This window comes from Methylomonas rosea (genome assembly GCF_024505055.1).
GTDB lineage: Bacteria > Pseudomonadota > Gammaproteobacteria > Methylococcales > Methylomonadaceae > Methylomonas > Methylomonas rosea.
Genome location: NZ_JANIBL010000032.1, coordinates 16,350 through 37,737, shown reverse-complemented (window position 1 = coordinate 37,737; position 21,388 = coordinate 16,350). Strand labels below are relative to the sequence as shown.

Sequence of the window (21,388 nt, the reverse complement as noted above, 5' to 3'; positions counted from 1 at the left end):
TAAAGTTGACCTATAGCCATGCTAACGGCCACCTGCCTATAATGTCAACATGGTTGACCAAATATCCGCTATCGATAATCCCCCGCTTGATGAAACATTGACGCCGAGCATGCGCGAAGACGCGTTGCGATTGGCTATCGAACAGTTTTACTTCGGCTATCGCGCCTTTACCGTACAGCCGGATCGCATCCTGGCCGAGCGCGGACTGGGGAGAGTGCATCACCGAATTTTGTATTTCGTCGGCCGCAATCCGCGGATTTCCGTGAATGCGCTGCTGGGCATGCTCAGCGTCAGCAAGCAAGCCCTGAACGCGCCGTTGCGGCAGTTAATGGACATGCAGCTGGTCATGATAGACACCGCCACGCACGACAAACGGGTGCGCGAACTCAGCTTGACGCCAGCTGGAGCGGAATTGGAAGCGCAACTGACCGGTACGCAAATGCAGCAGCTGCAAACGGTATTCGCGCAAGTCGGCACCAACGCCGAGGCCGGCTGGCATCAAGTGATGCGTAGCTTGAGCGCACAAGGCTGAAAGCCGATATGGACGAAACGACAGTGCGCGAGAAAATCGACGCCATCTACCAAAGCGAATCCCGCCACGTGCTGGCAACCTTGATTCGGCTGCTCGGCGATTTCGATGTTGCCGAGGAGGCGTTGCACGATGCGTTTCGGGCCGCTCTCGAACAATGGCCGCGCGACGGCGTACCGGCCAATCCGCACGCCTGGTTGGTGTCGGCCGGCCGCTTCAAGGCCATCGACAACCTGCGCCGGCAAGCCCGCTTCGACGTGCTGGAGGATACCGATACCCTGGCCGATCCGACCAGCGAAACCGACGACACGGATGACGAAGGCCTGGAAGACGACCGCCTGCGACTTATATTTACCTGCTGCCATCCGGCCTTATCCCCGGATGCGCAAGTCGCATTGACGCTACGCGAAGTCTGCGGCCTGGCCACCGAAGAAATCGCCCGCGCCTTTTTGACGCCGACACCGACGCTGGCGCAACGCATCGTCCGCGCTAAAACCAAGATCCGCGAGGCCCGCATACCTTATCAGGTACCGTCGCCGGCCGAACTACCGCAGCGCCTGGATTCGGTGCTACGGGTAGTTTATCTGGTGTTCAACGAAGGCTATTCCGCCTCATCCGGCGCTACGCTAACCCGGCACGATTTGTCGGAAGAAGCGATACGCTTGGCACGTTTGTTGGTCGAGTTACTGCCTGAGCCGGAAGCGCAAGGCTTATTGGCCTTAATGCTGTTGCACGAATCGCGCCGCGCCGCCAGAACCGGACCCGACGGCGAACTGATTTTGCTGGACGACCAAGACCGCACGTTGTGGGATAAGGAACGCATCGCGGAAGGTTCGGCATTGGTGCAGCGGGCCTTGGTGTCGCAGCGCTATGGCCCTTATGCCGTGCAAGCCGCCATCGCCGCGGTGCACGCCAACGCCAGCCATGCCGCCGCCACGGACTGGCCGCAAATCGTCGCACTCTACGACGTGTTATTGCGCATCGATGCCTCGCCGGTGATCGAGTTAAACCGGGCCGTGGCGGTAGCAATGCGGGATGGACCAGCCGCCGGACTGGTTTTGATCGACGCAATTTTACAGAACGGCGACCTTACCGATTACCATCTGGCGCACGCGGCGAGAGCAGACTTGTACCGACGTCTGGGCAGAACCGACGAAGCGATCACAGCATATGAGCAAGCCCTGGCTTTGACACGTCAGGAACCGGAGCGGCGCTTTTTGGCGCGCAGATTGCGCGAAATCCGTGTCGGGTGACAACACTAGAAAACATGGGCGATTGCTTTTAAAGAGCTATGTCATTATTTGAGTTGCGCACCAGACGCGCTTTTTGACACAACAAATGAAAAGTTTTGCGCCCCTCCATTCTGGTGGAGCAAGTTCGGCCAAAACCCACCCGACGTAAAAAAAAAGGTGCCACCCGCCACGGCATTGCGCCGATACGCCACCATCCCCATTCCTTGCGTCCATTGAAGTTGAGCCGTTGTAGCCTCAATGCAGCGTTAGCGGAATCGAGAGCGTCGGCCTGCCGGCCATCAAACCCACATAGGCAATTAAAAGGAGCTGGCCTTCGAAACCTCGATTCCATCGAGGCTACTTGCTTGCTTGAATAATAACTTAGTTACAAAAAATTGTTTATGCCTCTGTTTTCCGCCATTTTTTAATTAATGGAATGACCAATTTGGCTAAATATCGAGTATCTTCCTCCGTTCCAGAAAAACCAAACGATAATGAGACAGTAACAACGCGAGCATTTTTTATTGTCTCCTTAAGGCCATTAAGAAATGCAATTATCATATTTTCAGACCATAACTCGCCCATATACAATATCGTCGAGTTATTAAATAAATCTAGACACAAGTCAAATATTACAGGATATTTTGATTGATGGTTGAATAACGAATCAAACGTGTTATATATATGCTGATGTGTATTCATTTTTAAAAGAAGACCGGCATCAATTCCAATATCACTAAAATCATTTTGTTTGCAATAAAAATGTATCTCAGCGATATATCCTCTAGCTATAGCTGGTGAAATAAAAGAATCATAACGAATCAGTTTTTCTTCATGTATAAATTGTTTAATTCTTTCAATATTTGCTGAAATCAGATCTTGTTCTTCATCGTCAGAATCATAAAAGTCATACCCTCCATCCCAGTGATAATCAACATGAATTAGTGAAAATTTTGACGAGTTAAAATTATTATGTGTTTCTTCCCAAACGAGTAAAGCCCATTTATGGTTGTCCATAAGCCAAACCCCATTACCCAGGTCAATCAGAAAATCATCATCACGACTTAACTGATCAAATGAAATACTTAACATGATTTTTAAAATTTAATGAATAAATTATTGAATCCGCCCTGGTTATTATAAATTTTAGGACCAGCTCTACAATAGTGCCAAGCTTCTCTGGAACCCGAAAATTTGGTTCTAACTGGTGAGCCCATAATTCTTGATGCATCTTTTTTACACATTCCTGGTTTAAAGAAACTTCTGATTAATGCAGTTTTTCAAGAAAAATCGATGCGCAAGCCATTGATTTAATTGGCGCTGAAATTCAAGACAAAGAATTAACCAGAGACTCCCTAACGCGTTAAATATAGAATTTCAACAAGCTGTTAAGGAATGATATTCTCTCAACAGCTTGTAAAGTATGGATATCTGCATGCTATTATTAAAAATAAATCTTGTTACAAAACATTATCTTCTGAAATACATATCTGTTGGTTCTAAGTTTCTATCAGGAACAGAGCACATACTTGAAATTGCTGACACAAGCATGAAAAATATGAAAACATATACTACGATTAATGTGCGGCTATTCCGCTTCATAGCTTTATAATCTTCTATATCTTTTAATCGTTTTCTCTCAACAGCAACTTGGATCATCACTGATTCTTTATCATTGGCGTTATTCAACTCATCTTCATATCCAACCTGAATATTATTAAAGCAAGTTTGACATAAAATTTCATTCTTCCATCCTTTTTTGGCGTTTGTGAAATCAAATATTACAGGTTTAAATGGTGGCATTTTAGGTAATTCTTGATCAGGCTTAGTTCGTTTCCTTAACTCCATACACATGTTATACCTAATCAAATCTTCTTGATAATTAGTTTTCTGAGCATCAAAATCTAACTCAGGGTATTTCAGTGGAATAAGATCATATATAACTCCACAAAATGCACAGACAACCGTTTTTATATTCCTCTCATCACCATATTTATCACCCAAAATATTCCACTCAGTTTTTTCCGTTGAATATAATTGCCCATGTTTCTTTTTAAACTCTTGTCTATATAACTCTCTACTATCAAAACAAGACTGACATAGCAAGGCTTTACATAGGTGTTTTTCTGATGTCTGAAATACTTTATTACAATGCCTGCAATCAATTACTTCTATTGCATATCTTCTAATATCTACCGATAACGGGGAAACTGACATGATTTTTAACCTTATTATATTAGGACCGGGCTGGGTAGAGCATCGCGAAACCCAGCAAATGCTTTGAAATAATCGAATTTTTACGTTCAAACATCTCTTTGGATTAGAAATTTATCAGCCTCCAAGCTGGGTTTCATTATCATTCAACCCAGCCTACTACTGCAAACCTAACGTCGGATTACTATCGTTTTGCGGACATTAGAAAAACTAGAGCGAAAGTCGCTTGTGGGTCGGACCAGTCCGCTAAGCATTTTCTCAATTAGCCAACTGGTGTGACCTCATCGATTATGAGATTTAACTGACAATTGCAAAAATCCGGTTTCTGCCAATAAAAAGCCGGGTCTATACCTGCGCATAAACCCGGCTTAGCTTTATTGTTTTTTGGCGATGGCAAAAATCAATGAAGCGCCGCCTTGGTCGGCAGGGTTATCGGTGCCTTCACGGCGGGTAAACATGAATTCTTCGTCGTGATTTACCAACACGAAAAAAGTCAGAAAGGTTTTGCCGCCGAGGGTCGCGTCGAGTTGTCCTGTACCGTCTTCGAAGACCTCGTAGGTGCAATCAGCCGTGTCCTGGATCACGCCGGCAGCCAATCCGGCTTTATTGGCCAAACTGTGTATCGAGCAGTTTCCCTTGCCGTCGAAACTGTAGACGCCAACACGTTCGGCGACCGCACCGGTGGTGGTTTTGGAAGTAGCGTCGTAATTCGCACCGAAATATCCGGTAGCGGCGAAGCCGTAGGTTCCCTTCAAGCGGCGATTAGGGTTGGCATCGCGACCGTCATTGCCATGCGCCCAAGCGCTGGCCGACGCGGTCAGCAACAGCTGCGCCCCTAGTAACAGTGATAGCAATAACCGGGTGCGAGCGAAAACTTTGTTGGTGTTTTTCATAAAAAATGCCTTCTGATAAACATTGAGGGACAAAACGCGTGTAACCATCCGGCGATTTCTACAGGCTACTAGAGCGTAAGATGTTTACACTGCGCGTCATGAGTTAGGAGACGGAATGGATCCATGCTTATTCAAGCCTGATTGAACCGCTAACCGAACCTGTTAGGGTTAATGCAGCATTAGTGCCAGGCCCATATCCCTTCTCAATTGCGCGGTTTATAGTGTCCACTCAGCAGGATTTAGGGGATTTAACACAGTAACTGTTTGAAATACCTCAGTTTTATTTCAATCAGGCTCGGCAGAGCATCGCGAAGCCCGGCAAGCAGCTGAAAACTTGCCCCGCTGGAAAGAACTGGGCTTCGCGCTGAGTTTGTGTCCTCAGACAATCTGCGGATTAACTATCTCGATTGCCAGGCTAAATACTGCATTTCTTTGGCCCCGGCCTGGTAATGGCGCTGGTATTCCACCAGGCTGGGTGCGGAGGCGGTTTTCTCTATGTACCTTTGCAACACCGGCACTTGCTGCCGGGCAATCTGTTGGGCGTTGGGGTGGCGAATCGCGGTCAAGAATGACGACAGGCTGGTCACCACTTGTCCGCCTTTGGGTTTGAGCGACACTTTGGCGAGGTTATCAACCAACTGCGGTGTGTACTTCAACATATAGTCTGCATAGCGCCGAATCTGTGGGATTTGTTCCTCCAATGCCTGCCGTTCTGCGTCGAAATCTTCGCGAAACAGAATTTTCTTGTCGGCAAACACCAGCGGCGCCGACTCGGAGGTATCGCAGGCCCAACCGGGTTGCGGTTTTAATAGCTCGGCCTGAAATTGCTCGTCCCGATACGGGTAAAACGGCATAGTTCGGCAGCGTGAGGGTTTATCGGCGTGAATCCCGCACAGATTATCGGCCGCCAGCGCTGGGCACGGAAACGAGGGCGGAATATAGGCGGTGGGTACTATCAATACCGCCAATTCTTTCCGATTGGCCAGTTTTATTGTGGCTCCCAGCTGGGACACCGTCGCAAAATCTTTACTGCCTTGCCGTAATGGTGTCCAGACCATGGCCAGCGGAAAGCGGTCCGCATGCTTAAACGCATCGTTTACCGTCAGCGGCAACTGTCCGTAACAGCATTTGCCGCACGCGGTGCAGTGAAAACGTTGCGTCATTCCTGCTCTAGTTCGGTCGTGGTGCCACAGCATTTTTTGGCTTTTTTACCCGACCCGCACGGACAGGGATCGTTGCGCCCCACTTTACTGACTACTCGCTGCGTCACCTTGGGATTGAGATCGCCGCTGACATACAGCCACTCGCCGTTTTCGCGGCGGAAACTGGCTAACTCGGTTTGTACTCTGTCCTGTTTGTCGCGGCGAAATTTTATCGTGAATTCTACTTGCGCCGTATCGCCGGTTTCCGTGACGTTGCGAATCTCCAGGCTGCGCCACTCGCATTCTTCCGCCATCCGCTCGGCTTCCGCTCGATTAAAGTCGTCTTTAATCTCCGGCGCATGGGTGCGCTCAACATGATCCAGCTTTCGTTGCACGAAAGCCGTGTAGCGTGAGCGCATCAAGGCTTCGGCGGTGGGCGCCAGCGCACCGTCGATAATCGGGCCGCAGCATTCGGCATAATCCAGTTTGGAGCCGCAAGGGCATAGGGTCATCGGTCATCTCCGGTCAGATTGTGAAAAATTGAAGTCGGTCTTTCCATGGTAAGCGACAGCCGGCTTCGGCTCAACGGCAAGTGGCGAGAAACTGTAACTATTAAGCTGGTAGTAGCAATGCCCTTCCCCGTGCAGGGTAGAGGTGAGGGGCATACTTTTAGCGATTTGCCTGACTTAGGGATCTGGGTAATTGCAATACGGCCCGGTCTGGCGGACAAAAAAACTTTGACGCGATGTCGATTTGAACAGTCGCCGTTCGACTAAGGATGCAAGCCATAATTATCAGCACTCACCCTAAAAGGAGGAATACCCCATGACCACTCAAGTCAAACCCATCCCAGACGGCTACCACACGCTTACCCCTTATCTGGTGGTGCAAGACGCAGCGCGGGCGTTGGAATTTTATAAAAACGCCTTCGCGGCCAGCGAACTGTCCCGTCTAAATACGCCGGACGGCAACATAGCTCACGCCGAATTTAAAATCGGCGATTCAATATTTATGCTCGCTGACGAAAACCCTCACTGTACCGATCATTCGCCGAAAACCCTGGGCGGCACGCCAGTCAAGCTGTTCTTGTATGTCGCGGATGTCGATGCGGTGCTTACCGCCGCGATAAAAGCCGGAGCCACGCAAACCATGCCGCCTACTAATCAATTTTGGGGCGACCGGATGGGTGCGCTGAGCGATCCGTTCGGTCATCAATGGCTGATAGCCAAGCATATCGAAGACGTCGATCCCAGCGAAATGCCCAGCCGTATGGCGGCATTTTTCGCGGCGCAGGCGGCGAGCGGTAAATCGGAATAACACCGGCTACTGGGCTTTCTATCAATATTGTTAAAAAGGAGACCGGCATGAAATATATGTTACTGATTTATCTTGAAGAGCACAGCCTGGACGAAACCGAGCGGCAAGCCTGTTATGTCGAGTCCACCCAACTCGCGCACCAACTCAAAGCCGACGGCCAATATCTGGCTGCCAGTCCGTTGCAACCCACGGCCTTGGCTACCAGCGTGCGGGTGCGCGACGGCAAGCGCTTCGTCACCGACGGCCCGTTTGCGGAAACCCGCGAACAACTGGGCGGCTACTATCTGGTCGACGTCCAGGATCTGGACGCTGCCATCGCTATCGCCGAACAGATACCGATGGCGCGTAAGGGCACCGTCGAAGTGCGGCCGCTGATCGAGATTCCGGGCCTGCCCAAAGACTGAGCCAACTAAACCTATGGAGAAAGTCATGAACCAAACCGAAGAAACCCTGGAATCCCGAGAATTAGCGTTGACGCGTTTGATCGATGCGCCACCCGAAAAACTCTACAGAGCCTGGACCGAACCGGCATTACTCAAGCAGTGGTTTTGTCCGAAACCCTGGACCGTGGCTTCTGCTGAACTCGATGTCCGAGCCGGCGGCACCAGCATAATCGTGATGCGCAGCCCGGAAGGCCAGGAGTTTCCGAACCAAGGTATATATCTTGAAGTTGTGCAAAACCAACGCCTGGTGTTCACCGACGCCTACACCAGCGCCTGGGAACCCTCCGCTAAACCCTTCATGACCGGCATCGTCACGTTTGCGCCTGAAGACGGAAAGACTCGTTACAGCGCTCGCGTGTTGCATTGGAGCGCAGCGGACCGCAAATCCCACGAAGAGATGGGATTTCACGAAGGCTGGGGCAAAGCCACCGACCAACTGGCCGAGCTGGTAGCCAGCTTGTAAGCCGGGAAAACCGGTCATTACTTTCCCTGATCAGTAAGAATCTTCAACTAGCACCCAAAAGATCGTCATTCCGGCAGGGATTGCCGGACCCGCTGGAGCGCGGAGCGAATCCAGGCTCCATGGATGATTCGAAGCTTACCATCCATGGCACTGGATACCCGCTTCCATGCGGGTATGACGCTCAGCTAATGATTCCTGCTAATTAGGTTATTTTTTATACTCTACCGAGTAAACGCCATGCCAAAAATCACCCCATTTTTATGGTTCGACGACCAAGCCGAACCAGCGATGAATTTTTACGTCTCTATTTTCAAGAACTCTAAAGTCTTAAGCGTTAACCGTTACGGCGATGCCGGGCCGGGACCAAAAGACAGTGTGATGACCGCCAATTTCGAGCTGGACGGGCAAGTGTTTACAGCGCTCAACGGTGGGCCGATGTACCAGCTATCTCCGGCTATTTCATTTGTCGTACACTGCGAAACCCAGGCGGAAGTGGATCATTATTGGGAAAAACTGTCCGAGGGCGGTAAGGAAAATCAATGCGCCTGGCTGGAGGATAAATTTGGCGTTACTTGGCAGATCGTGCCGAATATCCTGATCGAATTATTGAGTGATCCAGATCCGTTAAAAGCCGGACGGGTGATGCAGGCCATGCTGCAAATGACGAAAATAGACATAGACATTTAAAACGAGCCTACGAGCAATCCTGAATGAAACATCTATTTGCCGCTCTGCTATTACTACTTGCCGGCCGGGTTAACGCTATCGAATGGCTGGACAGTCCGGAGCTTGGCAAACTATTCAGCGACGCCAACGTACACGGTACTTTCGTGGCCTATGATGTCGATGCGGACAGGCTGATCGGCCACGACCTGCTCCGCGCGGAAACCCGCTTCATCCCGGCCTCGACGTTCAAGATAGTCAATAGTTTGATCGGCTTGTCGGTAGGCGCGGTCGACAGCGTGGACGAGCCGTTACCATACGGCGGTCAGCCGCAAATGATCAAAGACTGGGAACGGGATATGGGCTTGCGCGAGGCGATCAAGCTGTCCAACGTGCCGATTTATCAAGCATTGGCACGACGTATCGGCCACGCGCGGATGCGCGAAGGGGTCATCAGCCTCGGTTACGGTAACACCGAAATCGGCGATAAGGTCGATAGGTTTTGGCTGGACGGTCCGCTTAAAATCAGCGCGGTGGAACAGACTGCATTTTTGGTCCGCTTGGCGCGGGATCAATTACCGCTCTCTGGCGATGTTCAGGCCAAAGTCCGGGACATCGTCATGCTTGAGCAGAGCGGCGAACGGGTTTTACACGGCAAAACCGGCTGGTTAAACGCTCCCAACCCCGGTCTCGGCTGGTGGGTGGGCTGGGTCACGAATGGACAACATGTGTATAGTTTTGCGTTGAATATCGACATTACCCAGGCTGCCGATGCGCCCAAGCGCGTGGCGTTGGGCAAGGCCTGCCTTAAGGCCTTGGGGATATTCTAAGCTCAACTTATTATCAGGCTCGCAATGCCAAAGCCGCTTTAGCCAAACGCTCGCCCAACACCCAACACAGGCGTTTCTCATGCTCGGTAAGCTCGGCATCGGTGTCGGCAACGTGGCTAGGCCCGTAAGGCGTGCCGCCGCTAACCGTTTCGCGCAGCGCAATCTCGTTGCACGGCAGGCTCATCAACAACATGCCGTGATGCATCAAAGGCAGCATCATCGATAACAGCGTGGTTTCCTGGCCACCGTGCATGCTTCCGGTGGAGGTAAATACGCCGGCAGGCTTGCCGGACAAAGCGCCGGAGAACCACAGCGCGGTCGTACCGTCCAGAAAATGCTTCAGCGAAGCCGCCATATTGCCGAAATGCGTCGGGCTGCCCAAGGCCAAGCCATCGCAGGTTTCCAGGTCTTGCAAGCTTGCATAAGGCGCGCCGGCATCCGGAATGCTGTCGGCGATTTTCTCGCACACTGCCGACACTTCCGGCACCGTGCGCAACACCGCTTCCGCACCGGCCACCGACTCCACGCCCCGGCCGATCTGCTGCGCCATCCGCGTAGTGCTGCCGTCGCGGCTGTAATACAGGATCAGGATTTTCGCCATTAGAGTATCGCCAACACGTTTTCCGGCGGCCGGCCGATGGCGGCTTTACCGTCTTTTAAGACGATGGGCCGTTCGATCAATTTGGGGATTCTGATCATCGCTTCGATCAAGTCCGCATCGCTCAGGGACTTATCCTCCAGGCCGTTATCTTTGTATTCCGGCTCTTTGGTACGCATCAACTCGCGCGGCTTGATGTTTAGCTTGGTCAGAATGTCCTGCAATTCAGCGGCGGTGGGCGGGGATTTAAGATATTCCACAACCTCCGGGGTCACGCCTTGCGCTTCCAATAGTTTCAAGGTGTCGCGGGATTTGCCGCAACGCGGGTTATGGTAGATTTTGACGCTCATGGTTTGCACCTTAATCATGACGGGTTGCGGCTATAATAGCACCCTTCGAATCACGGATAAGCCCCCAAAGCCATGCAATTACCCAACTATTCAACCGCTCGCGTACTGGTGATCGGCGACCTGATGCTGGACCGCTACTGGCACGGCGCCACCTCGCGAATTTCCCCGGAAGCGCCGGTGCCGGTGGTGCATGTCAAACATGACGAACAACGCGCCGGGGGTGCCGGCAACGTGGCTTTAAACATCGCCGCGCTGGGGGCGAAAGTATCTTTGCTGGGTTTTACCGGTGAAGACGAAGCGGCGACCGCCCTGAAACAATTACTGCAACAAGCCAAGGTTTTGTGCCTGTTTCAGTCGGTGCCGGGTTACCCGACCATTACCAAATTGCGGGTGATGAGCCGCCATCAGCAGTTGATCAGGCTGGATTTTGAAGACGGCTTCCAGCAAGTCGATAGCGATGCGCTATTACACTTATATCATGCCGAGATGATGCAATCGCAAGTGATCGTACTGTCCGATTACGGCAAAGGCACCTTGAGTCAGGTGCAGCAATTTATCGGTTTGGCCAAACAACTCAACAAGCCGGTGTTAGTCGATCCGAAAGGCAGCGATTTTTCGATTTACCGCCAAGCCACGTTAATCACGCCCAACCTCAGCGAGTTTGAAGCGGTGGTTGGCCGCTGCGCCGATCAGCAGCAAATCGTCGAACGCGGCATGAATTTACTGAACGAACTGGAGCTGCAAGCTTTACTGGTCACCCGCGGCGAAAACGGCATGACTTTGCTCAGCAAAGCCGAAGAACCTTTGCATCTACCGACTCACGCCCGCGAAGTATTCGATGTCACCGGCGCCGGCGACACCGTGATTTCCGTGCTGGCCGCGAGCCTGGCCGCAAAAAAATCGTTAGCCGAAGCCACGCAACTCGCCAACATCGGCGCCGGCATCGTGGTCGGCAAAATGGGCACCGCCACCGTCAATACCGACGAATTGCATGCCGCCTTGCAAGGCCCCCGCGCCCACCACAAAGGTGTGTGCAGCCTGCCGGAATTGCTGGCAGAGCGCGCCGCCGCCAAGCAAAACGGCGAGAAAATCGTCGCCACCAACGGCTGCTTCGACATCCTTCACCCCGGCCATGTCCGCTATCTGCAACAAGCCAAAACCCTGGGCGACCGCTTAGTGGTATTGGTCAACAGCGACGCCTCGGTGCAGCGCCTGAAAGGCCCGGAGCGCCCGGTCAACAAGTTGGATCATCGCATGGAAATGCTGGCGGCGCTGGAATGCGTGGACTGGGTGGTGGAGTTTGAACAAGACACCCCCAAAGAAGTCATCGACCAGTTATTACCCGACATCCTGGTCAAAGGCGGCGACTACACCGACATCACCAGCATCGCCGGCCACGAAAGCGTGCTAGCCAACGGTGGCGAGGTGAAGATTTTGTCGTTTATCGAAGGGCATTCGACTACGGCGATTATTCAGACGATTAAGGATAAAACGCAAAATTAATATCTATTTCGACGAAAAATATCAGGAACGATACCATACTTGCTTTGCTAATCTTAGGTTTAAGTTTGAATATTATATCTAAAAGCTAGTATGGCTAAGGATAATGCTATCTGGGCTTCGCATAAGAACCCTAAGAGAAATTATGTCAGAACAAAATAATACTCATATTCATCAAATTAAGCTTAAGGGATTTAAATCCATAAAGTCACTTGACTTAAAGATGAGTCCTATAAATATACTTATTGGTGCAAATGGTGCCGGAAAGACAAATTTTATCTCTCTATTTACCTTTTTGAGAAGTTTATCAGAAGGCAAACTTCAGACCTATACCGAGAAACAAGGTTATGCAAATACATTTTTTCACTTTGGATCAAAACTAACTCAAAAAATTATCATTGATATTGACATTGGCAATAACGGTTATCATGTAGAGTTTATACATAGTGAAAATAATGATGCTTTAGTATTTGATACTGAGTATTGTACAGTTTCAACATCAAAATATCAGTGGGCAATTAGAGGGAAATTGGGGGAAAGCGGCTTACTTCCCGGTTCGGAGTCTGACAGCGACTATGTCAGAAAATATACTCGCGAATTCATGCAAAAATGTCGGGTTTATCATTTCCATGATACAAGCCCAACAGCGGGATTTAAGCAGGCTCAAAAACTGAGTTCAAGCGCATTTCTTAATTCTGATGCTAGTAATTTAGCGCCATTTCTTCGCTTTCTCAGAGACCGCCATCCATCCTCTTATCAAGACATAATTTCGGCTATCCAAACAGTAACACCCTTTTTTCACGACTTTTACCTTGAACCAAGAGGAGAAAAGGGCGATGAGTCTTTGTTATTAAGATGGACCCATCGTGATCATGATGCGCCTTTTTCTGCCAATCAGCTTTCAGATGGTACGGCCCGATTTATCTGCATGGCCGCATTATTTCTTCAACCCGAAGCCTATCGACCTAGCGCTATTATTTTGGATGAGCCCGAGCTAGGGTTGCATCCTGCTGCTTTAAACGTGTTGTCAGAAATGATCAAGACAGCATCTAAACAAAACCAAGTTATTTGTTCAACTCAATCTGTTGCTTTTGCTAATCAATTTGAACCAGACGACTTTATTATTGTTGATCAAATGAAAGGTGTTTCCACGTTTAAAAGGCCAGATAAAAAGTTTCTCGAAAACTGGCTTGAAGACTATGGTATGGGTGACATATGGACTAAAAATCTGATAGGAGGTCGTCCAGAATGGTAAGGATTGGAATTTCTGTAGAGGGCACTACCGAAGAACGGTTTGTTAAAAGCTTACTAGCCCCCTATCTATTAAAAAAAGGTATTTATGTTACTCCTGTGCCTTTACACGGAAACGTAAGTATTGACCGTATCAAAAAAGAGCTAGAAAAACTTGGTCACAGCTTTAACTATATTAGTACTTTCTACGACTTTTACGGCTTCAAGAGTAAAGACAGAGATGAAACGAAAACAACCTTGGAATCAAAAATTCAGCATTCCGTCAAAAAAGAGTTACGAGAAAAACTTATACCCTACGTTCAAATGTATGAGTTTGAAGGCTTATTATTTTCTTCCCCTGAAGCCATAGCGACTGTTCTGCAAGATGAAACACTTTCCGTGTGGGCAACTAATATTCTGGTGGAATTTAACAATAATCCTGAAGCAGTAAATGATTCCGTCGAAACCGCACCATCAAAGCGATTCAAGAAATCTACAAATTACAGAAAGACAACTCATGGGCCAAACATTTCGAAACAAATTGGTTTAGTTAGAATTCGGCAAATGTGTTCAGGGTTTGACGACTGGCTCACCAAGTTGGAAAAACTTGCCAATTAAGGATTAACTCTCAACACCTCAATGACACAAATCAAACCGCCCTGTCAGCCCACAGATTATAACTAATGAATAAACTCACCGACCGCCTCCACCAATACTGGCTCCTGGCCCGTTTCGACAAACCCATCGGTATTTTCATCCTGCTGTGGCCGACATTGTGGGCCTTGTGGATCGCCGGGAACGGCAAACCGGATTTACTGGTGTTGATCGTGTTCACGCTGGGCGTGGTGTTGATGCGCGCGGCCGGTTGCGTGATCAACGATTATGCCGACAAGGATTTCGATCCTCATGTCGACAGGACCAAACTGCGGCCGATCGCAGCGGGCAAGGTAACGCCGAAGGAAGCGCTGATAGTTTTTGCGGTGCTATGCCTGACTGCGTTCGGTTTGGTGTTGTTGATGAACTGGTACACCATAGCCTTATCATTTATTGGCGCGTTTCTGGCGGCCAGTTATCCGTTTATGAAGCGTTTTACTCATCTGCCGCAGGCTTATCTGGGTGCGGCGTTTGGGTTTGCGGTGCCGATGGCGTTTGCCGCGCAAACCAACGAAATTCCGCCAATCGGCTGGATTTTATATCTGGCGGTGTTGCTGTGGGCGCTGGTGTACGACACCATGTATGCAATGGTCGATATCGACGATGACCTGAAAATCGGCGTTAAATCGACCGCGATTCTGTTCGGCAAGCGGGTGCGGGAAATTACCGCCGGCCTGCAAGTTATTATCATGAGTTTGTTGATTGCTGTTGGAGCGATGCAGCAATTGAGCTGGCCGTATTACGCCGGTTTGGCGGTAGCCGCCGGCTTGGCGATTTACCAGCAAAAACTGATTTTTCATTTCGACAAACCCAGTTGTTTTAAAGCCTTTTTGAATAATAACTGGTTCGGTCTGGCGGTGTTTGTCGGGATCGTGCTGGCTTACCGGCTGTAAGTTTGGGGGTTTGCAATGAACTATACCGAGATGCTGGCCGTGGCGTTTGCCGAAGCCCAAGCCGGGTTCGAGGAAGGCGGAGTACCGGTCGGCGCTGCCTTGTTTGCTGCCGACGGCAAATTGCTGGGCCGGGGCCGAAATCGCCGCGTGCAAGACAATGATCCGTCCGTGCACGGCGAGACTGATGCTTTTCGCAAAGCCGGCCGGCAAACCAGTTACCGCGACAAAATCCTGGTAACGACCTTGGCGCCTTGCTGGTATTGCTCGGGATTGATTAGGCAGTTCAATATCGGCACGGTGGTGGTCGGTGAATCTGTCAACTTTGCGGGGCATCTGGATTGGCTAAGGGAGGCTGGCGTTAAGATCGTGGAATTAAACGACTCGGCTTGTATCGATTTAATGAGCCGTTTTATTGCTCAATCCCCAAGGATTTGGTTTGAAGACATCGGTGAGGATTGTTGTTAAGGACATTCTGAACGAGTTAATTCCACTCATACCCTCAGGGCACAAGTGGTTCGACAAGCTGAGGGCGCGACGAACCTAACATACCCGCCATGAGCCTGTCGAAGGCGTTAATCAGAGCTTCCTTAAACGAAGGCTTTCGCGCAGGCTCCACCCATCCGAAATAACCGCCAAACATCCCCAAATAAACGTCTATTGCAAAATGGCATTGCTCTAAGCGGTGAATTATTATAAAACGGCGGGAATGATGCGCTTGGACCTTAGCGCAACATTTAATGTTATTCCCGCGAAGGCGGGAGTCCGGGCTTTTGATTGTCCTGGGCTCCCGAGTTTGCAGGAACGACGATACCCATTTTTTAAAATCCCCCTTTCGCAGGTTGTGTGAGTAAGCAAAAGGCTCTGATCAATCACTACTTGCATTGAATGGGGAGGGGCAGCTAACCCGATTTTGAAAAAATTCTCGATCCTAAATCTGTACAGGAGTTTCCGTTCATGAGTCTGTCCTTAGTCATCGGTAACAAAAACTATTCATCCTGGTCACTGCGGCCTTGGCTGTTTTTGAAATATCACGACATCGATTTCGCGGAAATCAGAATTCCGCTATATCGCGAAGATTCGAAAGACAAACTATTACAATACTCGCCGACCGGTAAAGTACCGGTTTTGTTGGATGGCGAGCTTAAGGTCTGGGATTCCCTGGCAATCTTGGAATATCTGGCGGAACGCTTTCCGCAAACCCAAGGCTGGCCGGAGGATTTCGCCGAACGCGCAGCGGCCCGTTCGTTAGCCGCCGAAATGCATTCCGGATTTACTGCGCTACGCACCTATTGTGGTATGAATTGCAAGCGAACACCCTCAGCCAAACCTTTACCGGAAGCAGTGCATCCGGACATCGAACGCATCGGTGAAATTTGGCAACACTACCGGCAACTCCACCGCCACGACGGCCCGTGGTTATTTGGCCGATTTACGATAGTCGATGCGATGTTCGCCCCCGTCGCCTTACGTTTTCACAGCTATCAACTGGAAACCAATAAACAGGCGCAAGCCTATGTGGACTCGGTGCTGACCTGCCCGGCCGTAAACGCCTGGATGGAAGCTGGCAAGTTGGAAAGCGAGGTAATCACCGCGTTTGAATAAGCGGTGTTATGACCTTGCTGATTTACCACAATAATTTAAAGATACTTTGCTACTACCTGAGCGTAGAATGATTCTCTTGTTATTTACAAACGGGAGAGCGCTATGAAAAAAATCAAATTAACCGCTGTTTTACTCGGCTTATCAGTATTTTCCGGTCTGAGTTTTGCGGATGTTCCGTTGCAATCCAATGAAGAAGTACAAGGCAGTTGGAAATTGGAATATACCAAAAAATCGGTTACCGCCACGGAAACCATCAAGCGTGAAGACACCTGGACCTTTAAGGACGGTAAAGTCACCATCACCCACATCCCTCGCGAAGGTACTTTTTACGACCAATCGCCAGTCGCTTATGAAATAGAAGGCGGTAAATTGAAAATCGCCATGTTGGGTAGACCGGATAAATTCGACATCTTTGCATTGCAGGAAAAAACCGATAAATCCATGACCTTAAAAGGCAAATTCGGCGACGTTTATCACTTTAATAAAAACTGAAAATCACCATCCGTAATTTCTTAGCCTAAAAATACAAATAAAATTTGGCTAGCCGCTAATAATTTGTTCCCGCAAAGCTTTTCCCCTGTTCACGCCGGGGCGCGGGAACCCTGAAATAACGAATCCCCGCATAAGCGCTGCGATTTTATTCCTAAAAATTAAACCGTAATTCTGAACCAAGCTGCATACAAAGCCGGCAAAAACAGCAAGGTCAATGCAGTCGCAACAGTCAAGCCTCCCATAATCGCTACCGCCATCGGCCCGAAAAACGCGCTGTGAGTGAGTGGAATCATGGCCAGTATTGCCGCCGCCGCCGTTAATACGATAGGCCTAAACCGGCGCACCGTGGAATCAACAATGGCATCAAAATCCGAACGCCCGGCCAACTTATCCTGATCGATTTGGTCGACCAGAATCACCGAGTTGCGCATGATCATTCCGGAAAGTGCAATGGTACCCAACATCGCCACAAAGCCGAACGGTTGTTGAAAAATCAATAAAAACAAAGTCACGCCGATTAAACCGAGCGGCGCTGTTAATAACACCAAGGCCATTCGCGAAAAACTTTGTAACTGGATCATCAGCACAGTCAATACCGTCAGAAAAAACAGAGGCATGCCGGCCGCGACCGAATCGCCGCCCTTAGCCGATTCTTCCACCGCGCCGCCGGTTTCGAGGCGATAACCTGGGGGCAACTGCCGCTTTATGTCGGCCAATTGTTCTTCTATCTGCGCCGACACCATCGGCGCCTGCATGTTGCCGTACAAATTTGCTCGCACGGTGACGGTAGGCACGCGGTTTCGCCGCCAAATCAACCCTTCCTCAAAGCCGTAATCCAATTCAGCGACTTGCGACAGGGGCACACTGCGTCCGCCGGGGATCGGTATCATCAAATTTTGCAGACGCGATAAATGCTTGCGTTCAATTTCGGCGCCACGCACCAATAAGTCGATACGTTCGATGCCTTCGCGAAATTCGGTGACATACAAGCCTTGCAGAGCGCCGTTGATAATATTGGCAATGTCGTTGGAAGAAACTCCCAGCAATCTGGCCTTGGATTGTTCAACATTGACGCGCACAACTTTCACCGGCTCTTCCCAATCCAACTGCACGTTGGACGGATAAGGATTGGCGCGCATCACATCCGCCACCTGATGGGCGATAGTGCGCAGTGTCAGCAAATCCGGCCCGGAGACTCTGAATTGCACTGGAAAACCTACCGGCGGGCCGTTCTCCAAACGTAATACGCTGCCGCGCATATCCGGAAAATCCTGTTCGAATAGGTGTATTAGTTTATCGCGCAGCTGTTCGCGCTCCGCGGGACCGTCGGTCAATATCACAAACTGCGCAAAGCTGCGTTGCGGCAGTTGCTGATCCAAAGGCAAATAAAAGCGCGGGCTGCCGTTGCCGACATAAGCGACGTAATTATCTATGCCGCTTTGCTTATCCAGCCATGACTCCAATTTTTTCACGTCGGCTTCTGTAGCGGCATACGACACACCTTCCGCCAAGCGCAAATCGACGATTAACTCCGGCCGGGTGGAATCCGGAAAAAACTGTTGCTGGACAAACTTAAAACCGAAGATGGCGGCAAAAAACATCGCTATGGTCAAAAAAATTACCAGCCAACGGTGAATAACGCAGGCGGCAACTAATTTTCGAAAGCGCAGATAAAAGGGGGTTTGATAAAGATCGTGGGAGTGGTTTTTGGGTTGTTCGGGCTGTGGTTTTTTCCGCAACTTGGCCCAAAACCGCGCCAAGCTTGACTCTTGCTCTTGGCCCTTACTCAAGTCCGGCAACAAGCGGTAGCCCAAATACGGTACAAACACCACCGCCGCGAACCAGGATACTAACAAGGCTATGACAACGACTTGAAAGATAGAGCGGGTGTATTCGCCGGTGGAAGACGCGGCGGTGGCAATCGGCAAGAAACCGGCAGCCGTTACTAATGTGCCGCTCAACATGGGCATCGCAGTCGATGTATAGGCAAAGGCGGCGGCTCGCGTGCGGTCCCAGCCTTGTTCCATCTTGGAAGCCATCATTTCCACGGCGATAATGGCATCGTCGACCAGCAAGCCCAAGGCCAAGATCAGTGCACCCAGGGAAATTTTATGCAGGCCAACGCCAAACAGATGCATCAGCCAAAAAGTAACCGCCAGCACCACCGGGATAGTGATGGCTACCACAATGCCGGTCCGCAAGCCCAAAGACAGCAGGCTAACGCCTAGCACTATGACGACCGCTTCGGTCAGCGATTTGGCGAACTCGTTGACCGAGCGCTGTACCGCTTTCGGCTGGGAAGACACGGTATGCAATTCCAATCCCACCGGCAATTGGGCTTGGGTATTTATTACGGCCTGATCCAGATCGCGGCCCAACTTGATGATATCGCCGCCAGCACGCATCGCTACCCCGATTAGCAGCGCGTCATGACCTTTATAGCGCACCCTGTCTTTGGGAGGATCTTCAAAGCCGCGACTTACTTTGGCGACATCGCCCAGTCGAAATTCGTTGTTATTGGCGCGAAAACGTACATCCCGCAGTTCTTCCAATCTATCGTAACGACCGGTTACCGCAATCCGAATGTGCTCGTCTGCAGAATCGAAACTACCGCTGCCTGTCACCAGGTTCTGCGCTTGCAAGGTGCGGAGCAAGGTGGCAATGTCGATGCCGATGGTCGCTAATTTGGCATTAGACAATTCGACGTAAATGCGTTGTTTCTGTTCGCCGAAAAAATCGACCTTGGCGACATCGTTTACTCTGAGCAGCTCGGCGCGCAAGGTTTCCGAGTGACGCTTCAGTTCCGCATAGTCGTAGCCCTCGCCGGTTAAGGCATACAAGTTTCCGTATACATCCCCAAACTCATCGTTAAACGTGGGGCCTTCGACGCCGGCCGGCAGGGTATAAGCAATATCCCCGACTTTTTTGCGAACTTGATAAAAAATGTCCGGGACTTCCGCAGCCGGCGTGGAATCCTTGGCAGACAGAAAAATTAACGATTCGCCCGGCCTGGAATAGCTGCGTAAATTGTCCAGCCAGGGCACTTCCTGGAGTTTTTTCTCCAGCTTATCAGTAACTTGTTGCTCCACTTCCTGGGCGCTGGCGCCGGGCCAGCCGGTACGGATAACCATCACTTTGAAAGTGAAGGGCGGATCTTCCGACTGACCCAGCCTGGTATACGAAAGCATCCCAACCAAGGTCAACATCAACATGGCATATAAAACCAATGCCGGGTGCCGTAAGGACCATTCGGAGAGATTGAAGCCGGATTTCATGGTTGGCCCCGCAGCGGCGTTGCCCGGACTATCTGGCCGGGTACCAAAGTCTGCACACCGGCCACCACCACTTGTTCGCCTTTTTGTATGCCGCTAGCGATCAACACGCCGTCTTCACGAAACGCGCCGGCTTGTACCGGTCTCGGCTGAACCTCGCCGCTGGCCGGATTAACCACCCAGACTACGGATTGACCGTCGCGCTGGGTAACCGCTGTAGTGGGTAACAAAAAGTCATTGGTTTCTTGATGATAAAAACGAACGCCCGCAGTCATGCCCAAACGCACCGAAGCATCCGCTTCCAGCAAGACCACGCGAACTTGAAAGGTTCGTGTGAGATTGTCCGCGGCCGGCGCGACTTCCCGCACTTTACCTTTGTATACGGTGTTGGGATTGGCCCAGAGTCTTATTTCCGCCGGCACATCAACAGCGATGCCCAGCATGCGCGATTCGGGCACGGCAATTTCGACTTCCTTATTCTCCGGCACCGCTATACGAACGATAGGCTCGCCGGCGGCGACCACCTGGCCCGGTTCGGCATGAATTTGGGTCACCACCCCATCCCGCTCCGCCAATAAATGCGTGTAGCGCGACTGGTTACCGGTTACCGCTGCTTGCGCGCGGGTCTGTTTCACTCTGGCCGCCGCGGCTTTGAATTGTGCTTCGTGAATATCCAAAGCCTGGTTGGAAATGAATTTGCTGGCATGCAGTTGGCGTTGTCTGTCCAGCTCCGCCTGAGCCAACGCCAAATCGGCTTCCGCCGCGCGCACTTCCGCTTGCGCCGCTTGAGTCGAAAGACCGGTATCCATGCTATCCAGCTTCGCTAACAGCTGGCCCTTGGTAACGACCGCGCCGGTATCGACATTACGTTCGATAATTTTGCCGTTAATGCGAAAACCTTGCGCACTTTCATAGCGGGAGCGGATTTCACCCACCAAAATGATCGGAGCCGCCGTTGTCTGTTCGCCTACTGTCACCACTAAAGCCGGTCTGGGCGCTGATGGCGTGGGCGCTGGTTTTTCGCAAGCCACCAGCAACAGCGGCAACATCAACAACAAATATTTCATCTTA

Annotated in this window: 23 protein-coding genes; 14 read left to right on the top strand and 9 right to left on the bottom strand. The window is 50.6% G+C overall.

What is annotated here, in order from left to right; genetic code table 11:
* Nucleotides 1-49: 49 nt before the first annotated feature.
* The gene (locus NP589_RS11565; RefSeq protein ID WP_256607128.1) at nt 50-532 is read left to right on the top strand and encodes a MarR family winged helix-turn-helix transcriptional regulator; all 483 of its coding nucleotides are present in this window, start codon (nt 50-52) and stop codon (nt 530-532) included.
* A gap of 8 nt (nt 533-540) precedes the next feature.
* Nucleotides 541-1,782, top strand: a complete 1,242-nt coding sequence (locus NP589_RS11560; RefSeq protein ID WP_256607127.1) for an RNA polymerase sigma factor — start codon at nt 541-543, stop codon at nt 1,780-1,782.
* A 378-nt stretch (nt 1,783-2,160) separates the two neighbouring features.
* On the opposite strand, the gene NP589_RS11555 is transcribed toward NP589_RS11560, so the two are convergent.
* The 5 genes from NP589_RS11555 to NP589_RS11535 all read right to left on the bottom strand — a co-directional run bounded on the left by NP589_RS11555 (nt 2,161) and on the right by NP589_RS11535 (nt 6,522).
* Nucleotides 2,161-2,853, bottom strand: coding sequence for a peptide arginase family protein (locus NP589_RS11555; protein WP_256607126.1), 693 nt, complete (start codon nt 2,851-2,853; stop codon nt 2,161-2,163).
* A 378-nt stretch (nt 2,854-3,231) separates the two neighbouring features.
* Complete coding sequence (locus tag NP589_RS11550; RefSeq protein ID WP_256607125.1) at nt 3,232-3,978, bottom strand: hypothetical protein; 747 nt, start codon at nt 3,976-3,978, stop codon at nt 3,232-3,234.
* Nucleotides 3,979-4,349: 371 nt separating this feature from the next.
* A complete protein-coding gene (locus NP589_RS11545; RefSeq protein ID WP_256607124.1) occupies nt 4,350-4,868 on the bottom strand; it encodes a hypothetical protein in 519 nt (172 codons plus the stop codon).
* Nucleotides 4,869-5,266: 398 nt separating this feature from the next.
* A complete protein-coding gene (locus NP589_RS11540; protein WP_256607123.1) occupies nt 5,267-6,031 on the bottom strand; it encodes a YkgJ family cysteine cluster protein in 765 nt (254 codons plus the stop codon).
* Entirely contained in the window at nt 6,028-6,522 is a 495-nt protein-coding gene (locus tag NP589_RS11535) for a YchJ family protein (RefSeq protein WP_256607122.1), read from the bottom strand. Before NP589_RS11535 ends, NP589_RS11540 begins: the two co-directional genes overlap by 4 nt.
* A 313-nt stretch (nt 6,523-6,835) precedes the next feature.
* Here NP589_RS11535 and NP589_RS11530 point away from each other — a divergent pair, with 313 nt between their 5' ends.
* From NP589_RS11530 to blaOXA, 5 genes are all read left to right on the top strand, one after another.
* Nucleotides 6,836-7,327, top strand: a complete 492-nt coding sequence (locus tag NP589_RS11530) for a VOC family protein (RefSeq protein WP_256607121.1) — start codon at nt 6,836-6,838, stop codon at nt 7,325-7,327.
* A gap of 47 nt (nt 7,328-7,374) precedes the next feature.
* The gene (locus NP589_RS11525) at nt 7,375-7,731 is read left to right on the top strand and encodes a YciI family protein (protein WP_256607120.1); all 357 of its coding nucleotides are present in this window, start codon (nt 7,375-7,377) and stop codon (nt 7,729-7,731) included.
* A 25-nt stretch (nt 7,732-7,756) separates the two neighbouring features.
* The gene (locus NP589_RS11520) at nt 7,757-8,233 is read left to right on the top strand and encodes an SRPBCC family protein (protein WP_256607119.1); all 477 of its coding nucleotides are present in this window, start codon (nt 7,757-7,759) and stop codon (nt 8,231-8,233) included.
* A 237-nt stretch (nt 8,234-8,470) separates the two neighbouring features.
* Nucleotides 8,471-8,920, top strand: a complete 450-nt coding sequence (locus NP589_RS11515; protein ID WP_256607118.1) for a VOC family protein — start codon at nt 8,471-8,473, stop codon at nt 8,918-8,920.
* Nucleotides 8,921-8,943: 23 nt separating this feature from the next.
* Nucleotides 8,944-9,726 carry a class D beta-lactamase gene (blaOXA, locus tag NP589_RS11510; RefSeq protein ID WP_256607117.1) on the top strand — a complete coding sequence of 261 codons (783 nt, stop codon included), beginning with the start codon at nt 8,944-8,946 and terminating at the stop codon, nt 9,724-9,726.
* A 13-nt stretch (nt 9,727-9,739) separates the two neighbouring features.
* Here the strand turns inward: blaOXA and wrbA are convergent, their stop codons facing one another.
* Nucleotides 9,740-10,327, bottom strand: a complete 588-nt coding sequence (gene wrbA, locus NP589_RS11505) for an NAD(P)H:quinone oxidoreductase (RefSeq protein WP_256607116.1) — start codon at nt 10,325-10,327, stop codon at nt 9,740-9,742.
* Nucleotides 10,327-10,674 (bottom strand): arsenate reductase (glutaredoxin), encoded by a 348-nt coding sequence (gene arsC / locus NP589_RS11500; protein WP_256607115.1) that lies wholly within the window; start codon nt 10,672-10,674, stop codon nt 10,327-10,329. The genes wrbA and arsC overlap by 1 nt, the downstream gene beginning before the upstream one ends.
* 72 nt (nt 10,675-10,746) lie before the next feature.
* Here arsC and hldE point away from each other — a divergent pair, with 72 nt between their 5' ends.
* The 7 genes from hldE (at nt 10,747) to NP589_RS11465 (ending at nt 17,045) form a co-directional block, all read left to right on the top strand.
* On the top strand, nt 10,747-12,177 hold the full coding sequence (gene hldE, locus NP589_RS11495; RefSeq protein WP_256607114.1) for a bifunctional D-glycero-beta-D-manno-heptose-7-phosphate kinase/D-glycero-beta-D-manno-heptose 1-phosphate adenylyltransferase HldE: 1,431 nt from the start codon (nt 10,747-10,749) through the stop codon (nt 12,175-12,177).
* 142 nt (nt 12,178-12,319) lie between these two features.
* Nucleotides 12,320-13,429: an AAA family ATPase gene (locus tag NP589_RS11490; protein WP_256607113.1), complete on the top strand. Its 1,110-nt coding sequence runs from the start codon at nt 12,320-12,322 to the stop codon at nt 13,427-13,429.
* Nucleotides 13,423-14,022, top strand: a complete 600-nt coding sequence (locus NP589_RS11485) for a DUF4276 family protein (protein ID WP_256607112.1) — start codon at nt 13,423-13,425, stop codon at nt 14,020-14,022. Before NP589_RS11490 ends, NP589_RS11485 begins: the two co-directional genes overlap by 7 nt.
* A 65-nt stretch (nt 14,023-14,087) precedes the next feature.
* Complete coding sequence (ubiA, locus tag NP589_RS11480; RefSeq protein ID WP_256607111.1) at nt 14,088-14,951, top strand: 4-hydroxybenzoate octaprenyltransferase; 864 nt, start codon at nt 14,088-14,090, stop codon at nt 14,949-14,951.
* A gap of 15 nt (nt 14,952-14,966) precedes the next feature.
* Nucleotides 14,967-15,416 carry a nucleoside deaminase gene (locus NP589_RS11475; protein ID WP_256607110.1) on the top strand — a complete coding sequence of 150 codons (450 nt, stop codon included), beginning with the start codon at nt 14,967-14,969 and terminating at the stop codon, nt 15,414-15,416.
* 489 nt (nt 15,417-15,905) lie between these two features.
* Nucleotides 15,906-16,553 carry a glutathione S-transferase family protein gene (locus tag NP589_RS11470; protein WP_256607109.1) on the top strand — a complete coding sequence of 216 codons (648 nt, stop codon included), beginning with the start codon at nt 15,906-15,908 and terminating at the stop codon, nt 16,551-16,553.
* Between the two features lie 102 nt (nt 16,554-16,655).
* A complete protein-coding gene (locus tag NP589_RS11465; protein WP_256607108.1) occupies nt 16,656-17,045 on the top strand; it encodes a lipocalin family protein in 390 nt (129 codons plus the stop codon).
* Nucleotides 17,046-17,203: 158 nt separating this feature from the next.
* Here the strand turns inward: NP589_RS11465 and NP589_RS11460 are convergent, their stop codons facing one another.
* Nucleotides 17,204-20,320 carry an efflux RND transporter permease subunit gene (locus NP589_RS11460; RefSeq protein WP_256607107.1) on the bottom strand — a complete coding sequence of 1,039 codons (3,117 nt, stop codon included), beginning with the start codon at nt 20,318-20,320 and terminating at the stop codon, nt 17,204-17,206.
* The gene (locus NP589_RS11455) at nt 20,317-21,384 is read right to left on the bottom strand and encodes an efflux RND transporter periplasmic adaptor subunit (protein ID WP_256607106.1); all 1,068 of its coding nucleotides are present in this window, start codon (nt 21,382-21,384) and stop codon (nt 20,317-20,319) included. Before NP589_RS11455 ends, NP589_RS11460 begins: the two co-directional genes overlap by 4 nt.
* Nucleotides 21,385-21,388 lie beyond the last annotated feature (4 nt).